General features: G+C 60.4%; 10 protein-coding genes. 4 read left to right on the top strand and 6 right to left on the bottom strand.

The window, feature by feature from the left end; translation table 11 throughout:
- The first annotated feature begins 57 nt into the window (after positions 1–57).
- The 3 genes from ACWUI2_RS12540 to ACWUI2_RS12530 all read left to right on the top strand — a co-directional run bounded on the left by ACWUI2_RS12540 (position 58) and on the right by ACWUI2_RS12530 (position 4,075).
- Positions 58–501 (top strand): hypothetical protein, encoded by a 444-nt coding sequence (locus ACWUI2_RS12540; protein WP_486983191.1) that lies wholly within the window; start codon positions 58–60, stop codon positions 499–501.
- 22 nt (positions 502–523) lie between these two features.
- A complete protein-coding gene (locus ACWUI2_RS12535; RefSeq protein WP_486983190.1) occupies positions 524–2,122 on the top strand; it encodes a cytochrome c biogenesis ResB family protein in 1,599 nt (532 codons plus the stop codon).
- A 279-nt stretch (positions 2,123–2,401) separates the two neighbouring features.
- Entirely contained in the window at positions 2,402–4,075 is a 1,674-nt protein-coding gene (locus ACWUI2_RS12530; protein ID WP_486983189.1) for a cytochrome c biogenesis protein, read from the top strand.
- Here the strand turns inward: ACWUI2_RS12530 and ACWUI2_RS12525 are convergent.
- The 5 genes from ACWUI2_RS12525 to ACWUI2_RS12505 form a co-directional block, all read right to left on the bottom strand.
- The gene (locus ACWUI2_RS12525) at positions 4,057–4,806 is read right to left on the bottom strand and encodes a thioredoxin-like domain-containing protein (protein WP_486983188.1); all 750 of its coding nucleotides are present in this window, start codon (positions 4,804–4,806) and stop codon (positions 4,057–4,059) included. The two genes, ACWUI2_RS12530 and ACWUI2_RS12525, sit on opposite strands and share 19 nt — an antisense overlap.
- 82 nt (positions 4,807–4,888) lie before the next feature.
- Complete coding sequence (locus tag ACWUI2_RS12520; RefSeq protein WP_486983187.1) at positions 4,889–5,467, bottom strand: hypothetical protein; 579 nt, start codon at positions 5,465–5,467, stop codon at positions 4,889–4,891.
- Between the two features lie 363 nt (positions 5,468–5,830).
- Positions 5,831–7,960: a beta strand repeat-containing protein gene (locus tag ACWUI2_RS12515; RefSeq protein ID WP_486983186.1), complete on the bottom strand. Its 2,130-nt coding sequence runs from the start codon at positions 7,958–7,960 to the stop codon at positions 5,831–5,833.
- Between the two features lie 43 nt (positions 7,961–8,003).
- The gene (locus ACWUI2_RS12510) at positions 8,004–10,526 is read right to left on the bottom strand and encodes a hypothetical protein (RefSeq protein ID WP_486983185.1); all 2,523 of its coding nucleotides are present in this window, start codon (positions 10,524–10,526) and stop codon (positions 8,004–8,006) included.
- 63 nt (positions 10,527–10,589) lie between these two features.
- The gene (locus tag ACWUI2_RS12505) at positions 10,590–11,687 is read right to left on the bottom strand and encodes a glycosyl hydrolase family 18 protein (protein ID WP_486983184.1); all 1,098 of its coding nucleotides are present in this window, start codon (positions 11,685–11,687) and stop codon (positions 10,590–10,592) included.
- A gap of 318 nt (positions 11,688–12,005) precedes the next feature.
- Here ACWUI2_RS12505 and ACWUI2_RS12500 point away from each other — a divergent pair, with 318 nt between their 5' ends.
- Positions 12,006–12,710 (top strand): prepilin-type N-terminal cleavage/methylation domain-containing protein, encoded by a 705-nt coding sequence (locus ACWUI2_RS12500; RefSeq protein ID WP_486983183.1) that lies wholly within the window; start codon positions 12,006–12,008, stop codon positions 12,708–12,710.
- 683 nt (positions 12,711–13,393) lie between these two features.
- On the opposite strand, the gene ACWUI2_RS12495 is transcribed toward ACWUI2_RS12500, so the two are convergent.
- Entirely contained in the window at positions 13,394–14,494 is a 1,101-nt protein-coding gene (locus tag ACWUI2_RS12495; RefSeq protein WP_486983182.1) for an ROK family transcriptional regulator, read from the bottom strand.
- Positions 14,495–14,560: the final 66 nt, after the last annotated feature.

Below are 14,560 nucleotides of genomic sequence, written 5' to 3'. Positions count from 1 at the left end.
ACGGGGCGGCGGAGCCAACCCCGCTACCATTCACGCAATTGCCAACTCGTTAGTGCCATGACGATGTCCCAACAACTCACCGCCGAAGACGCCCGCCAATCCCTCTCGAACCATGTCGCCGATAAGGGAATGACAATCCACGAAGTGTATGGTCCCGAGATCACTTGGACCAAATTGATGCTCCTGCTTGAGGATCGAACTCTGGTCCGTTATCCGTGCGAAATCGTTTTCGACGCCGACGACCTGATCGAAGGGGAATTCGCCCATGCGACGCAAAAGGGCGAACACCCGGAAGAAGGCTTTGTCATCTATGTTCATCCATTCTTCGCGGTGGAGCCGCACCGGGTGCCGGCGATGGTCCTCTACCATCTGGTGGTGGTCAACTACGGTCCGTTCGCCTCCGCCGAGGACGCCGAAACCTTCGGGGCCGCCGCCCTCGGAATCTCCCGCGACGACTATTACGAAATCCTCTGCGAAGCCGCCGACGAACTGATTCGCTGACAACCTGGAAAACCTGATCACCATGAGAACCACCTCGCGCGCCCTCCGCTCCATTCTCCGGTTTTGCGGGTCGATCAAGCTCGCGATGCTGTTGCTCCTCGCGGTGATCGTCGGCTCGATCGCCGGGACCTTGATCGAATCCCGGTTCGACGCCTCGGTCGCACGGGCCTACGTTTACGACTCCCCGTGGTTCTATGGCTGGCTTTTCCTCCTCTGCGTCAACCTGATCGGCGCGGTGGTCGTCCGCTATCCGTGGAAAGCCCACCAAACCGGTTTCATCATCACCCACGGAGCGATCGTCCTGATCCTGATCGGCGGAGTGATCGGCCGGATCTGGGGAGTCGAGGGACACGTTACCTTGGTCGCCGGAGAGAAGCCGCACGACTTCCTGGTGGTGAACGACCCCCTCCTCCAAGTGCAACGTCCCGGCAACGGCACCGAATCGTTCCGCCTCCGCCTCGATCTTCGGAGACCGACGCCCGACCGCCCGTTCCGCTACCGCTCCGGCGATCTGCGGATTTCCGTCCTGGAGATCGCCGACGAACTCGGCATCCGCGACGTGGTCCGCCCCACCGCCCGCGAAGGAGCTCCGGCGGTGCGCCTCACCTTGACCGGGCCCGAGTTCCCGCACCCGATCGAAAAATGGCTGCTTCAAGGACACGGCCAACCGAACCGCCTGCCGGTCGGCTCCGACCTGATCCGTTTCGCTTCCGCCAACGGTTCCCTTTCCCACGTGGAGGCTCCCGACGGCCACGGCGACGGATGTTGCCCGACCGACGCGGCTTCGTCCAACGGCTCCGCACCCGCCTCCGGCGCTCCCCGCGAATTCACCCTCCGCCACGACGGCGGCGACTCCCTGGTCTGGGTCAACCTCGCCGATCCGACCTCCCCCGCCCAACCGCTCGCGGCCGGGTCGGTGGTTTCTCCTCCCGGGGTCAACTGGACTCTCCGCGTCGACGAAGTGCTGGAGAACGCGGTCGCCCGCGAAGAGCTTCGCCCGCTCGGCGAACCGGGCCTCCGCCGGACCGGCGCCTCGGGGCTCCGGGTCCGTTTCGAGAAGGACGGCGAATCGGTGGAACGCTGGCTCCGGATGGGATCGATGGCGTTCGTCCCGCTCGGCGGCGAAGCGCTGCACGCCGCCTTCGGCTTCCGGATGTATCCGATCGATTTCTCGGTCGCCCTCGACCGGTTCGAGGTCGAGTTCAATCCCGGCACCGACTCCCCCGCCAGCTTCAGCAGCCACCTCCTCTTCACCGACGAATCGGGCGACACCCTCCGGCGGTCGATCTCGATGAACAAGCCGACCACCTTCCCGGAATCGCTCGCCTCCAGTCTCCTCGGCACTTCCTACAAGTTCGCCCAATCGTCCTGGGACGCCAACAACCTCGACCAAACCACCCTCCAGATCATCCGTGATCCAGGTTGGTCCTTGAAGTGGATCGGCTCCCTTCTGTTCTGCGTCGGATTGGTCACCGTTTTCTATCTGAAACCGTATCCACGTTTCCAACGCAACCGGTCCGGTCCGCCGACGACGGAGATCCCTTCGTCCAAAGCCGACGGCCCCGCCGAAGCTCCCCAACCGCGACGCCGCATCCAGCGCCGGGCATTGGTCACCCGATGATCCTTCTCCACCTTCCTCTATGAAACTTCACTGTTTATGCGGGCCGGAGGGCGATCCGGTTTTCGCGCGAAGCGCTTTGGAGTGCGGTGCGTCCCCGCACCGCTTTCGGAATGGTCGGCGACAGTCGCACGCCCGGCAGCCGTTCGACGGGCGGAGTTCTTCCATGCGCTCGAAAGCTCCGCGGGGACGCGGAGCACTCCAAAGAGGCTTCGCCTCAAATCCAAGTTTCATTCCATGTTGTTCCCCGGGCACGGCCCCGGATCTCTTGCTCTTACCGTCATGAAAATCTGGATTTTCGCTCTGCTCGCCACCGCCCTTCTTCTGCCCGAACGGGCGTCCGCCGCACCGGTGACCGAGGCCGGGGAAGCCGCCCGGCTCGCCATCCAATCGGCCGGACGGGCCAAACCGCTCGACACCTTTGCCGCCGAATCGCTTCAATCGATCCACGGTCGCCGCACCGTCGCCCACCCGGTGTCCGGCCAACGGATCGGGGCCACCGAAGCGATCCTTGGCATCTGGCTCGGTGAAAACGGCTGGCGCTCCGCCCCGGTGATCCTCGTCTCCGATCCGGAAATCCGCGAGGAACTCGGACTCCCCCGGGCCCGCCACTTCTCGTTCGACGAATTGATGGCGAATCCCGCGGTCGCCCGCTACTTCTCCGTGGTGGAGGAGAAGCGGTCACGCAAGCAGGCGTTGACTCCGCTCGAACGCGAGGCGGAAGTCATTCTGGGCCGTATCAATCTTTTCAATGCGATCCGCACCGGCCAGGCGATGCGCATCCTCCCCCATCCCGAATCTGCCGGGGAACGTTGGGGAATGCCGCACGAGGCGAAACAATATTATCCGTTGGCGACCGCCGCCGAAGTGGGCGCCGCACTGAGCCGGTTCTCCGGGGCCTACCGGAGCGGCGACCAAACGGAATTCGACGCCGCCTCGGTCGCCTTGGCCGAGCTTCTGCGGAGCCTCGCGCCCGACCATTATCCAACGACGGCGGCGATCGCCCGGGAGGTCCATTACAACCAGACGCATCCCTTCCGGCTCGCGTGGATTTTCTACCTGCTCGGCTTCTTTTTCCTGCTCCCGCGGAAGACCTACAAAATCGGCATGACGCTCTTTTCGATCGGTTTCATGCTGAACGTCTATGGATTCGTCCTCCGCTCCTGGATCGCCGAGCGAGCGCCGGTGACCAACATGTATGAAACGGTGGTCTGGACGGCGCTTTCGCTGGCGATCTTCGCCCTGATTTTCGAGGCGATCTACCGGTCGCGGCTCTACGCCCTTTGCGCGGCTCCGATGGCGGTGTTGGCGTTGATCCTCGCGGACATGTTGCCGACGGTGCTCGATCCGACCATCAATCCGTTGCCCCCGGTCCTCCGGGACAACTTCTGGTTGGTGACCCATGTGGTGACGATCATGATCGGCTACGCGGCCTTCGCCCTGGCGGCGGCGATGGGGCATTACATCCTCGCCCGCTACCTGTTGAAACCGGGCAGCGTCAACGAGCGGTCAGAAGTCCATTACATGCTCGACCGGGTCCTGTATCTCGGAATCATTTTCCTCGCGGCCGGCACCCTTCTCGGAGGAATCTGGGCCTATTACTCCTGGGGCCGCTTCTGGGGCTGGGACCCGAAGGAAACCTGGTCGTTGATCGCGCTCCTCCTCTACATTTTCGCCAACCACGGCAAGTTCGCCGGATGGTGGGGCCATTTCGGGATCGCCGTCGGCGCCTGCCTTTGTTTCCACGGCATTCTGATGACCTGGTACGGAGTGAACTTCGTCCTCGGGGCCGGACTTCACAGCTACGGCTTCGGAGGCGGAGGAACCCATTGGATCGCCTTGGTCGTCGGACTCGACATCCTCTTCGTCGCCACCTGCGTCGCGATCAAAATCCGCCGCGATCGCCGGGAGCATCATTGCGCGCCCGCGGGGGCCGCCTACCACCTGCCGAGCTGACGTCGGATATCGGCCAATACATGGGGAGGAGCTTTGTTGTCGCTTCCCCAACTGCGGGAGATTGTCTTGCCCGACCCATCAAGCAGAACCAAATGAGGAATCCCGCCCGCCTGATTATTGGCGGCGATATCGAGGCCCGCCCGCTGCTCGAAGCTCACCACCGGAAAACCGATTCGGTAATCCCGCATATAACGCTCCATCTGGGCAGCGTCGCGATCGGCACTGATCAAGATCAACTCAAACTCCGGGTGCCACCGGCTCACCTCGTTGTAAAATCGCACCAGTTCCGGAGTGAACTCGCGGCACGGACCGCACCAACTGGCGGAATAGTAGAACGCGAACAAGCGTTTTCCAGTAAGATCGGTGACCGGCACCGGACGCAACCCTTCCGCGCTGGCCCGCAGAAGCCGTCCATTGAGCTGCGCTCCCACGGGACTGTTTCCCACTCCGGCGCTTTCCAAGGTGCGGACGATCTGTTGATCGGCTGCGGTCAGGCTGGCGATTGGATACCGGTAAGTCTGTCCGGCCCGGGAAAAAACGACCACTTCGCCCTCGACCCCGACTACCTTCGCCACAATGGTTTGACCATCCTGATTAGTCCAGGTCCGCTCGTCGAAATAGGAAGCATCGGTGGTCGTCGCGGCAACCGACGTCACGCCAGCCCGCTCTTCGTTGCAACCCGCGAAAAGAAGCAGCGCCAGAGACAGAAAGATCGTGCAAGGGGATTTCATCCCGCCATTCCAACGGAGAACGTCGAAAAACCACAACCTTCAACTGGTAAACCGTTGAACGTAAACCGGCTGAACAGGAGGATCAACTCTCAGGAAACCGGACTTCGGGAGGGCCCCTGCGTTCCTGCCGGGCTAGGTCAAGGATTCCGAGAACGATCAACGCCACACCAGCCACGAAGGCGAACATTGCCACCAACATCGCGGCGGCGAATCGTCCGAGGAACGAAAAAATTTCCCCGAATACCGATTCGCCGAACGAAAAAACACGCGGCTGATCCAAACCGTCAATCGACAACCGGTATTGTCCGGGAGTCTTAATCTCGAAATACCCCACCGAGTTCATTTCCTTTTGTCCGGTCGACACCGACATCGAAAAATTTCCGTCGAACGCCAACGACTCGCCGGTTTCGACTTTTTCCAGGGCAAAGGTCATTCCGGAGGGCAGTTCCTTGCTCACGGAATACGACCGGCCCTCGAAGATCGTCCGATGCTCGTTCCAAAGATAATACCGCCCCGGCTCGTCGACATTGACCACGATCTCGCCGGGCGCTTTGAAGACAACGGCCTCCCGGTCGAACGATTGAATCATCGACACCACCACCCACGCCGGCGCCCCGACCGAAAGAAAGGCCAGCAGAATCCCAAAAAGCAGCTTTTTCATCCCTTTCTTTACCGCAAATCAAACGCCCGGCGGCAACTGGTTTTTCAGTGGTGGCGAGGGGCCATAGGAGCCAAAACCCGCGCTGCACCCGGAGAATAACATGGACTGAAACTTGGTTTCCGAGGCGGAGCCTCTTTGGAGTGCTCCGCGTCCTCGCTGAGCTTTCGAGCGTGCAGAAGACCTCCGGTTGCCGAATGGCTGCCGGGCGCGCGGCCATCGCCGGCCGTTCCGAAAGCGGTGCGGGGACGCACCGCACTCTAAAGCGCTTCGCGCGAAAACCTGATCGCCTCCCACCCGCATGAACAGTGACGCTTGAGCCGCCGTCGATCGGGTCTTCGCCTGAAAGACGAAGCTCCCGCGTCGCTACTTTCCCGCCCTACGCCGCTTCACTCCAAGGAAGGCAACTACCGCCATCCCGAAAAGAAGGGCGGTGGTCTGCGGCTCGGGAATGACGGTGAGATCCCCGATTGAATAGAGGTCGTCGGTGTTCCACGACAGGCCGTTCGCCAAGGCGGGAAGATTGTAGGCACCGAAACTTCCGGTGCTGCTCCCGGCTTCAAACAGACGGAAGGTGTCTCCCAAAACCGGGGTGTAACCCCCCAACAAACTCACGGTCAGTTCTCCCCCGAAAATGAGATTCCCTGAAACATGAATCTCGTCGAATTCACCCGGCGAGGTCAACTCCATGAACGTGATGGAGCCAGACCCCAAGGTCAGATCGCCACCGATCGAAAGAGCGCCGATCGAGTTTCCGGGCGAAAGCATTCCGGAGACCGCAACATTCCCGGCGATGGTGCCATTCCCACGAAGCGCGGCGTTTTCGGAGATGAGCAACCCGTCGTCGAGGGTATGGTCGCCTCCCAAACGCCAGGTGGCGCTCTGGGTGCCGTCGCCGACGACGAAGGCCTGGCCATTGGAAATGGTGGCGCCTTGAGTTGCCAAGGTTCCGCCCGCGAAGGCAAAGCTGTTGCCCGCTCCGACGACCTGCAAGTTCCCGGCATTGACTTGTCCGCCCGATGCCAAGGTGAACGCAGCCGATCCGGCCCCTCCAACGGTCAAGTTTCCAATGACATTCAACTGGCCGTTATGCGAAACTTCGGCATGATTGGTCGCCGCGAAAGCAGTGCCGCTCAACATGAGGTTTCCGGCCGTCAAGAGCCCCCCCTCTTCGATCAAAAGCGAGTTGGACGAACCTTCTCGCCCGACTGTCAAGGTGCCGCCCACGGCCCAAGCCGACCCTACACCGGAGACCGTCGCCTGGTTGTTGTTTGACCCCTCCCAGCTTCCGATCACGACTGTGGAGGCAGAGGCAACGCCGCCGCCGTTGGTCACGGTCAAGGAATTGTTGCTGCCGCGGTTTCCGACGGCGACTTCACCGTTCATCTGCCAAGATCCTCCGCTCACCACCACCGAGTTGTAGCCGCTGGCGGCATCGCGGCCAATACTGCCGACCGCGCTACCCGTGATGAGCGAACCTCCGTCGAAGAGTGTGACTTGGTTGCCCCCGGCTCCCCCGCCGACCACGAGACCTCCACTCAAGGCCCAGGCGGAATCGACGCCGGTGACCGTGACGGAGTTGTTGGCCGAATTCACCCCTTCGCCGAGCCGGGCGTCCGCGGCGGAAACGTGACCGCCGTTTGAAATTGAAAGGGAGTTCTGCCCCATGACCTGCCCCACCCGCAAGGTGCCGGTGAGATTCCACTCGGATCCCGGGTCGGCGATGGACGCGGAACTTGCCCCCGATCCGGTGCCACTCACGGATAGATGGGCGGAGGTCGAATCCACCACCGCGCCTCCGGCAATATTCAACGTTCCCTTTCCATTGAATCCGAGGTCGAACTGGCCGCTACCGGTATTCCAGGTGGTGGAGGCACCGTCGACATTGACCGTTGCGTTAGAACCGGTGGAAGCCGCCACCCGAACCTGGGTCGACCCGGTGTTGCTTCCGCCAAGAATGTTCCAGGTGAAGCCGCGCTCGAATCCAGCGATGTCGAGTCGGCTGGTCGCGATATTCGATCCGTCGAGGGTGTTAAGGGTGGCGGTAGTACCGCCGGTCCCAGCGAGGTTCATGCTGAAAGTCGCGCCGGAATGAACGTTCAACGTTCCCGTGGTCAGAGTTCCGGTGTTCAGGAGAACCGTCGGGTTGGCTCCGGCGCCATTGCCGACTTGCAAGGTATCAGCAACCGTCCAGCCGATTCCATTGCCGATATTGAGCGTGATGGTTCCGCCCGAGGAAAGAAACCGAGCGTTTCCGACCGTCGAGTCGACACCTCCCCAACCGATCGTATAACTGGAGGCGGCCGCGTTGCCATCGAACGTCGCGGTTCCATCGGCGGTCGGCACGGACGAGGTGTTCCAATTCGATCCGGTGTGATAATTTCCCCCGGAGCCGACCCAGTGGGCCGAAGTTTGCCCGTGCGCCGAGATGGCGAAGAAGGCCGAACAAGCGAGGGATAGCCCCCCCGCGACAATGAGATGGGTTGTTTTTTTCATATGGAGGGAAGGTTCAAGAGAGTGACTCGTCGAGGATATGTATTCAGTTTAGCCGGACGCTGAGTCGAAGGAATCGACGTGCGGTCTCGCCGACGGGTGCTGCGTCCCGGTAAACCAAGGTGACGGTTCCGTCACTGTGTTCCTCCACCAGGGCCTCGACCGGTGTCGACGCCCAATCGACGAGGTCGGAAGAGGCCTCCACCGTATACACGATATCCGTGATGTTCCCCGGCCGGGTGAAGGTCAGGGTCAGATAACGGCCTTCGCTACCCTCCACCAGAAGATTCTGGATCGCGCCTGTCGGCAATGAATCGCGGGATGCGACCTCCGGACTGAGCCCGAGGGCGTATTTCATCAGGTTGATCACGCCGTCCCCGGCAGGATTCGCGCCCGGGCCACTGATCTGTTCGTTTCCGAGATCGTCCGGAAACCAATGGGCCCGCCAGGCGTCGAAGCCGCCAGTTTCTCCATCGGATTCAATGATCAGTTTACCGGCCGAATAGAGTTCGGTTGCGTTCCAGAAAAGACCAGCGGGAAGCTCCGGCAAATCGACCATCGAGAATTCCCCTATTTGGGACGCAAGATTCAAAAATTGAAAAGAAACTTCGCCGGTCGGCTGATAACCTTCGACCAACCGAACCGTTAAAATTCCGTCGATCACCGTATCGCCAGTCACAATCAAACGGTCGTATTCGGTTTCTCCCGACCCGGCGATCTCCAACACCAGATCGGAAAACGATTCCAGAATCAAATCGCCGTCGATGGTCAAGGCGCCGAGGGAGTGGCCCGGCATGATCCGCCCGCTGTTCACCACGTCGGCGGTCAAGGTTCCGGCCCCGGCCAGGATCCCGCTGGTCGAGACGACCACTCCGCCCGCCACCGTGTGGGAGTCGGCGCCGATGTACCATACCGCGCACTGCTCGCCATCTCCGATCGTCAGCGGTTCTCCATGAGTGATCACCGCCCTTCCGGTTTCGAGGCGTCCGCCCGAAAAATCGAACGTGCTCCTCCCCTCGTGTTCCACGTAGAGACGGGCGACTTCCATCCGGCCACCATTGAAAAGAACACTCCCTTCGCCGTTGAGACCGACATGCAGTTCGTTATCGACAACGAGTCTTCCGCCGTTGATCTCGATTCGATTGCCGATAGAGCCAGCGGTCGATCCCACCCAAAGATCCCGGGCCACAACCGCGCCGCCATCGTCGATCGACAGGAGATTGTTCGCCCCGCCGTTGCCGACAATCAACAGCGCGCTGGTCGACCAAAGCGAACCCTCGTCTGTCACGGTGGCAATATTACCGGCGCTCTCGGCAAGAGCGCCCAAGAGACTGGAACCGGTAACCGACAACTCCCCGCCGTTACGGATCAGCAGTTGATTGTCTTTTCCCCGATGGCCGACGGTAAACGAATCGTCCGGGGGCGTTCCGACAAACGTCCAACGCGAGCCCGGATCCTCGATCACCACGAGGTTCTCATGACTGGTCGAGGCTTCCCGCCCGAGCCGGACAAAGCCTGCGCTCTGCACCGTCCCCCCGTCGGCGATGCGCAAACTGTTCTGTCCACCAGCTCCCCCCAAGGTCAAGTGCGACGAAAGCTGCCAGGATGAACCCGGGCCAGTAACCAACACCTCATTGCCACTGGCGGCGACCCCTTCCCCGATTCGAGCATCAACACCATTCACAGCGGCCCCGTCGCTGATCACCAGCGAAGTGTCCGGAAACGCCTGGCCGACGCGGAGCGTCCCCGAAAGATTCCACCGCGACCCGGCACCCGAAACGGCGGCGGAACTCCCGGCGGAGGCCGCATGCTCACGCCCGAGATACGCCGCGTTGGTGGATACCACCGCTCCGTCAAGAATGGACAAATGCCCCAAGCCTCTCTGGCCGATGTTCAACGCTCCGCCGCCGCTGTTCCACGTGGTTTCCGGGCCAGTGACAATCACGTCCGCTTGGGAGCGGGCTCCATCGGCAATACTGACAGGCCCGGCCCCGGTGTATTGATGATCTCCCCCGGTCATCCTCCAGGTAAAGGCGCGCTCAAAGTCAGCGATCAATAAGTCGGAACTGGCAATGTTGGAGCCGTTTTCCACCGTCAGGACCGGTCCCGCCGCCGGCACGGAATCGCCCCGCATTTGAAAACGGGCTCCCGGGTGAACCGTCAACGTTCCGACCGTCATTTCGCCGGTGAGCAATTGAACAACCGGATTGGCTCCCGCCCCATTCCCCACCTGGAAAAGGTCGGAGACACTCCAGGTTACCCCGTTTCCGATCGTGAAACCGATCGTTCCAGAGGAAGCCAGAAAACGAGCTCCCTCGGTGGCAGCATCCTCGCCGCCGAAACTCAAGGTGTAGCTCGTCACTGCGGCCCGGTGGTCGAAGACGGCGATATCGGTTTCCCCCGGCACGATTCCGGTGCTCCAGTTGGAACCGGCATTGAAGTTTCCATTGCCTCCGATCCAGGCGGTTTCCGCCTGGAGCAGGGTGGCCGAGCAAGCCAGAACGACCGCCGAGGCGATCAAATATTTGCGGACGGAATCGCCGCGAGTGAATTGGGATTTGGTTTTCATCTGGGTACTTGTTTGGTTGAGACGGATGATCGGGTGAAAATCAGGCGGATATGCAGGCTTCCGTCATTGCCTCCGTTCCTCCACTTCCTCCTTGAGGACCGGCCAAAAGTCAGGACCACTGCCGCCACGGACAGCTCCCACCGCCCAAAAGGCGAGTCCGCCCAACTGAAGATCACGGGCAAGGGCGTATTTGAATTTGAACGATTCCCGGTCTTCATACCAGGCTTGGAAACGGGTGCCGGCGGCGTCCTGAAATTCGAAATACGGAGCTTTGGCGGTATCATCCCATTGGCGGGAGGCTCCGTGCTTCGTCTTCAATTCAAGGAGGGATTCGATATACATGGTCCTTGCCGAAACCCCAACCCCTGCTTCATCGAATTCGAAAACGTTTCCATACATCGGGGCTCCGAAAAGCAATTTCTCCGGGGGAACTCCATCGGCCAGTATCCGCTGCAAATCGCGGCTGACGTCGTTGACCGTCTCTGGACGGTGAATCGGAGCCGTCGCCCCCACCCGTTTCGGATTCCAGGGCCCGGTGTAGTCATAAAACATGACAAACATAAAATCGCTGAACCGGGCGAGGTTTCCATAATCGAGCTCGCCATGCCACGAATGGGGAGCCACCGCGATTCCCAGAATCAAATTATCCCGCCGCATCAACGGAGCGAGCTGCCGCATCAACGAGACCATCGGTTCCCGCGATTGGCGCTCCAAATGTTCGAAATCGACCAGGATCCCGTCGAACTTTTCCTTCCGGGCCAACCCATGGATTTCGCGAACCGCGCGGGTGATCGCCTTTTCGTCCGCCAATAAAGGTTGCGGGGAGAAGGTGCGGACGATCGGAAGGAGGCGGATCTCGTTATCCCGGCAAAAACTCCGATAGGAATCAAAGGAGCCTTGCACGTCGTCGAGCCGGCGCACCTCGCCGTGATCGTCCACCTCGAACCACATCGGACTAACTATGTCCACGGTCCCGACGTTCTCCCGCAGTTCATCGGGAATGGAGGTTCCCGCAGCACGATGCTGGGACATCAACACCAAAGGCTTCTCCATCGGGGGAGCCCCCATCGAACAGGCCGCCAAACCCAATACCGGACACATAACCAACATCGCCGAAGTCAGTCGGCGCATCGAAAAGATCGGGAAAAAAATCTTCATCATAAAATAAGGGCTGCGGTCCGCAGCGGACCACTTTCCTGAGACGAGAAAACAACCAACGAGATAGAGCTCATCAGGCACCACCTTCGAAGTCAATACAATCATAGAACTATTTATTTGAGGCCCAGGAAAACCGAAGAATACCGCCCATCATCCACGTCGCCGATTCAGCCTATAGCCTTAAGTAGAATATAGAAACCTCTAGGGTATCTTCCTGTCCCCATAGTTTTCCGCGACTGGAGTCCGTTCGAACATAAATTAGAACGATCATTGAATTAACCATTGACTTCGCTGGTTTTGTCATCAAAGTTTCCCCTTGTAATGAACCTCAAATCCTATTCCCAGGCCCGGAGGACTCGAACCGGATTTACTCTCATCGAACTTCTGACCGTGATTGCGATCATTGGCATCCTGGCGGCGATCTTGATTCCCGTAGTCGGTTCGGTGCGCGATAGTGCTCGGGGAGCACAATGCCTGAGCAACATTCGCCAAGTCGGGATAACCCTGCTGATGTATGCCGACGACCACAACCGGCTCCTGCCTCCCCCGGTTCAGACCGATAACCAAACTACCTGGAACGAAACCCTGGTAGAAGAAGGGTATCTGGGCAACGAAACCACCGGCAGCGTCTTCGTCTGCCCGAGCTTCGATCCTTACGTATATCCGGACGATCCGGTCGCCCGGAGCCGCGTCTACGGAATGCGCGTCGCCCATTCCAGCGTGAGCGCGACTCCCCAGGGCGGGTCGGCCGAACATCGTCAGACCAATCTCGACGCGTTGACCGATCCGGGCCGTTACGTCCTGATGGGCGACACCTACAGCACCCCCGGCGGAACCCCTTCCCAGTGGTACCTCTTTTACGCGGCCCAAGTGGCGAATGTTTCCACCCCCGCTCTCCATGCCCGCCACAAGGGACGGCTGAATATCGGCTATGCCGATGGCAGTGTCGCCTTGGTCGACCCCGCCGACCTCACCGACCCGAGCCGTCCGAGTTCGGAACGCTTCTCGGTGCGCCTCCAGGATTGAGCTACGGGGATTTCGGTTCTGCGGGTAGCATCCCGGCTTTCGCCGGATGGGCGTTGCGCAGGAGGGAGCTTGGGAGACCGGGTTCATCGGCCGAAAGGCCGACGCTACGGGAATTCCGGTTCTTCGGGTAGCATCCCGGCTTTCGCCGGATGGGGCGCTGCGCAGGAGAGGGAGCTTGGGAGACTGGGTTCATCGGCCGAAAGGCCGACGCTACGGCGATTCCGGTCTTTCTGGGTAGCATGCCGGCTTTCGCCGGATGGGGCGCTGCGCAGGAGAGAGAGCTGGGGAGACCGGGTTCATCGGCCGAAAGGCCGATGCTACGGCGATTCCGGTCTTTCTGGTAGCATCCCGGCTTTCGCCGGATGGGGCGCTGCGCAGGCGAGAGAGCTTGGGAGACCGGGTTCATCGGCCGAAAGGCCGATGCTCCGGCGATTCCGGTTCTTCTGGTAGCATGCCGGCTTTCGCCGGATGGGCGTTGCGCAGGAGAGAGAGCTTGGGAGACCGGGTCATCGGCCGAAAGGCCGACGCTACGGCGATTCCGGTCTTTCTGGTAGCATCCCGGCTTTCGCCGGATGGGCGTTGCGCACGGGCGGGAGCCTGGGAGACCGGGTCATCGGCCGAAAGGCCGATGCATCATCCGGCGAAAGCCGGATGCTACCAGGACGTCCTGCCAGCCACCGGCCTCAATCCCCTCCGGCCGCCGCTTTCAATCGTTCCCGCAAACCTTGATGCAAACACGAGAGCGCCGCGCCAAACGAGAGTCCGTTAATCCCCACCGCCGAACTGACAAGGGAAAACCGCCGGTCTTCGACGTTAAAAACCGCCGTCCGGGCGGCTTGATCAACCACCGCCAACCGATCCGGGGAGAAAAACTGCCCATTCGCGCAGAGAATCACCACTTCCGGATCAAAGAGGTTGGAGATACTGCCGATCATCCGGCCCAGCGACTGGAGAAACAGTGTCATTTCTTTCTCCTCCTGACTGGTTTCCGGCGCGAAATTGATCTCTTTCCGGATCTGCTCAGGTAACAACAATTCGTCCACTTCACCTGCCGCGAAATTGCATCCTCGATACACCCGGCCATTCATGACAAATGCCAAACCATAGGAATAACGCCGACTCGCGCGCCCGACCCCAGTCCACTTCGGATATAGCAGGAGATAAACGAAATCATCACAATCGCGCGCCCGACCGACGTATTTCTCCGCGTAGGCTCCGGAGGTCGTGTCACGCTCCACATAAATGCGCGGACCAAGATGCTTCCGAAGGATTTCACCCAACGGATAATGCTCCCACCCCAGCGAGATCGATTTCAACACCAACCCCGTTTCCGGGTTGACGATGCCCGGGACGCTCGCCGCCAATCCGACCGATTTTTCCGGATCCAACCGAAGCGACTCCGAATATTCCCGAATCAAATCCGGCAACTCCGCCACGAATTCCTCGAAATCCTTGATAATTGGAAACAGGTGCTGGGTCAGAATGTGACCCGCGGCATTGATAAGACAAAGCTTCGGACCAAGCGCATCCAAGTCGAGCCCGACCGCCCAGGCGGACTTCGGACAAATTTCCAACAAGGTCTCCTTCGGACCCGCCCGAGTCGCGGGCATGACGCCACTCTCCCGGATCAAATCCAGCTTCTTCAAATCCTGGATGATATAGGAGACAGTCGACGGACGCAGCTTGGTCACCCGCGCGATCTGCAACTGCGAGAGCGGGGTCTGGTTCGCCAGCAAATGGAGTACGGTCTGACGATTGTGCTGCGCGGCCGTGGCACGGTTCATCTTAAATATTTTCGTCGGCTTTTCGGCGGACTCCGCTGAAAGAATCGACGACGCTGGTTCAAAAGG

It is taken from the genome of Verruconatronum alginivorum, from assembly GCF_056590205.1.
Note: the sequence above shows the minus strand (reverse complement) of the source record. Positions and strands in the feature narration are given on the sequence as shown.

Bases quoted from the DNA above. Each gene is read 5' to 3' on its own strand.
- ACWUI2_RS12530 (WP_486983189.1), top strand. From the start codon at position 2,402: ATGAAAATCTGGATTTTCGCTCTGCTCGCCACCGCCCTTCTTCTGCCC.
- ACWUI2_RS12495 (WP_486983182.1), bottom strand. From the start codon at position 14,494: ATGAACCGTGCCACGGCCGCGCAGCACAATCGTCAGACCGTACTCCAT.
- ACWUI2_RS12510 (WP_486983185.1), bottom strand. From the start codon at position 10,526: ATGAAAACCAAATCCCAATTCACTCGCGGCGATTCCGTCCGCAAATAT.
- ACWUI2_RS12535 (WP_486983190.1), top strand. From the start codon at position 524: ATGAGAACCACCTCGCGCGCCCTCCGCTCCATTCTCCGGTTTTGCGGG.
- ACWUI2_RS12520 (WP_486983187.1), bottom strand. From the start codon at position 5,467: ATGAAAAAGCTGCTTTTTGGGATTCTGCTGGCCTTTCTTTCGGTCGGG.
- ACWUI2_RS12540 (WP_486983191.1), top strand. From the start codon at position 58: ATGACGATGTCCCAACAACTCACCGCCGAAGACGCCCGCCAATCCCTC.
- ACWUI2_RS12500 (WP_486983183.1), top strand. From the start codon at position 12,006: ATGAACCTCAAATCCTATTCCCAGGCCCGGAGGACTCGAACCGGATTT.
- ACWUI2_RS12505 (WP_486983184.1), bottom strand. From the start codon at position 11,687: ATGATGAAGATTTTTTTCCCGATCTTTTCGATGCGCCGACTGACTTCG.
- ACWUI2_RS12525 (WP_486983188.1), bottom strand. From the start codon at position 4,806: ATGAAATCCCCTTGCACGATCTTTCTGTCTCTGGCGCTGCTTCTTTTC.
- ACWUI2_RS12515 (WP_486983186.1), bottom strand. From the start codon at position 7,960: ATGAAAAAAACAACCCATCTCATTGTCGCGGGGGGGCTATCCCTCGCT.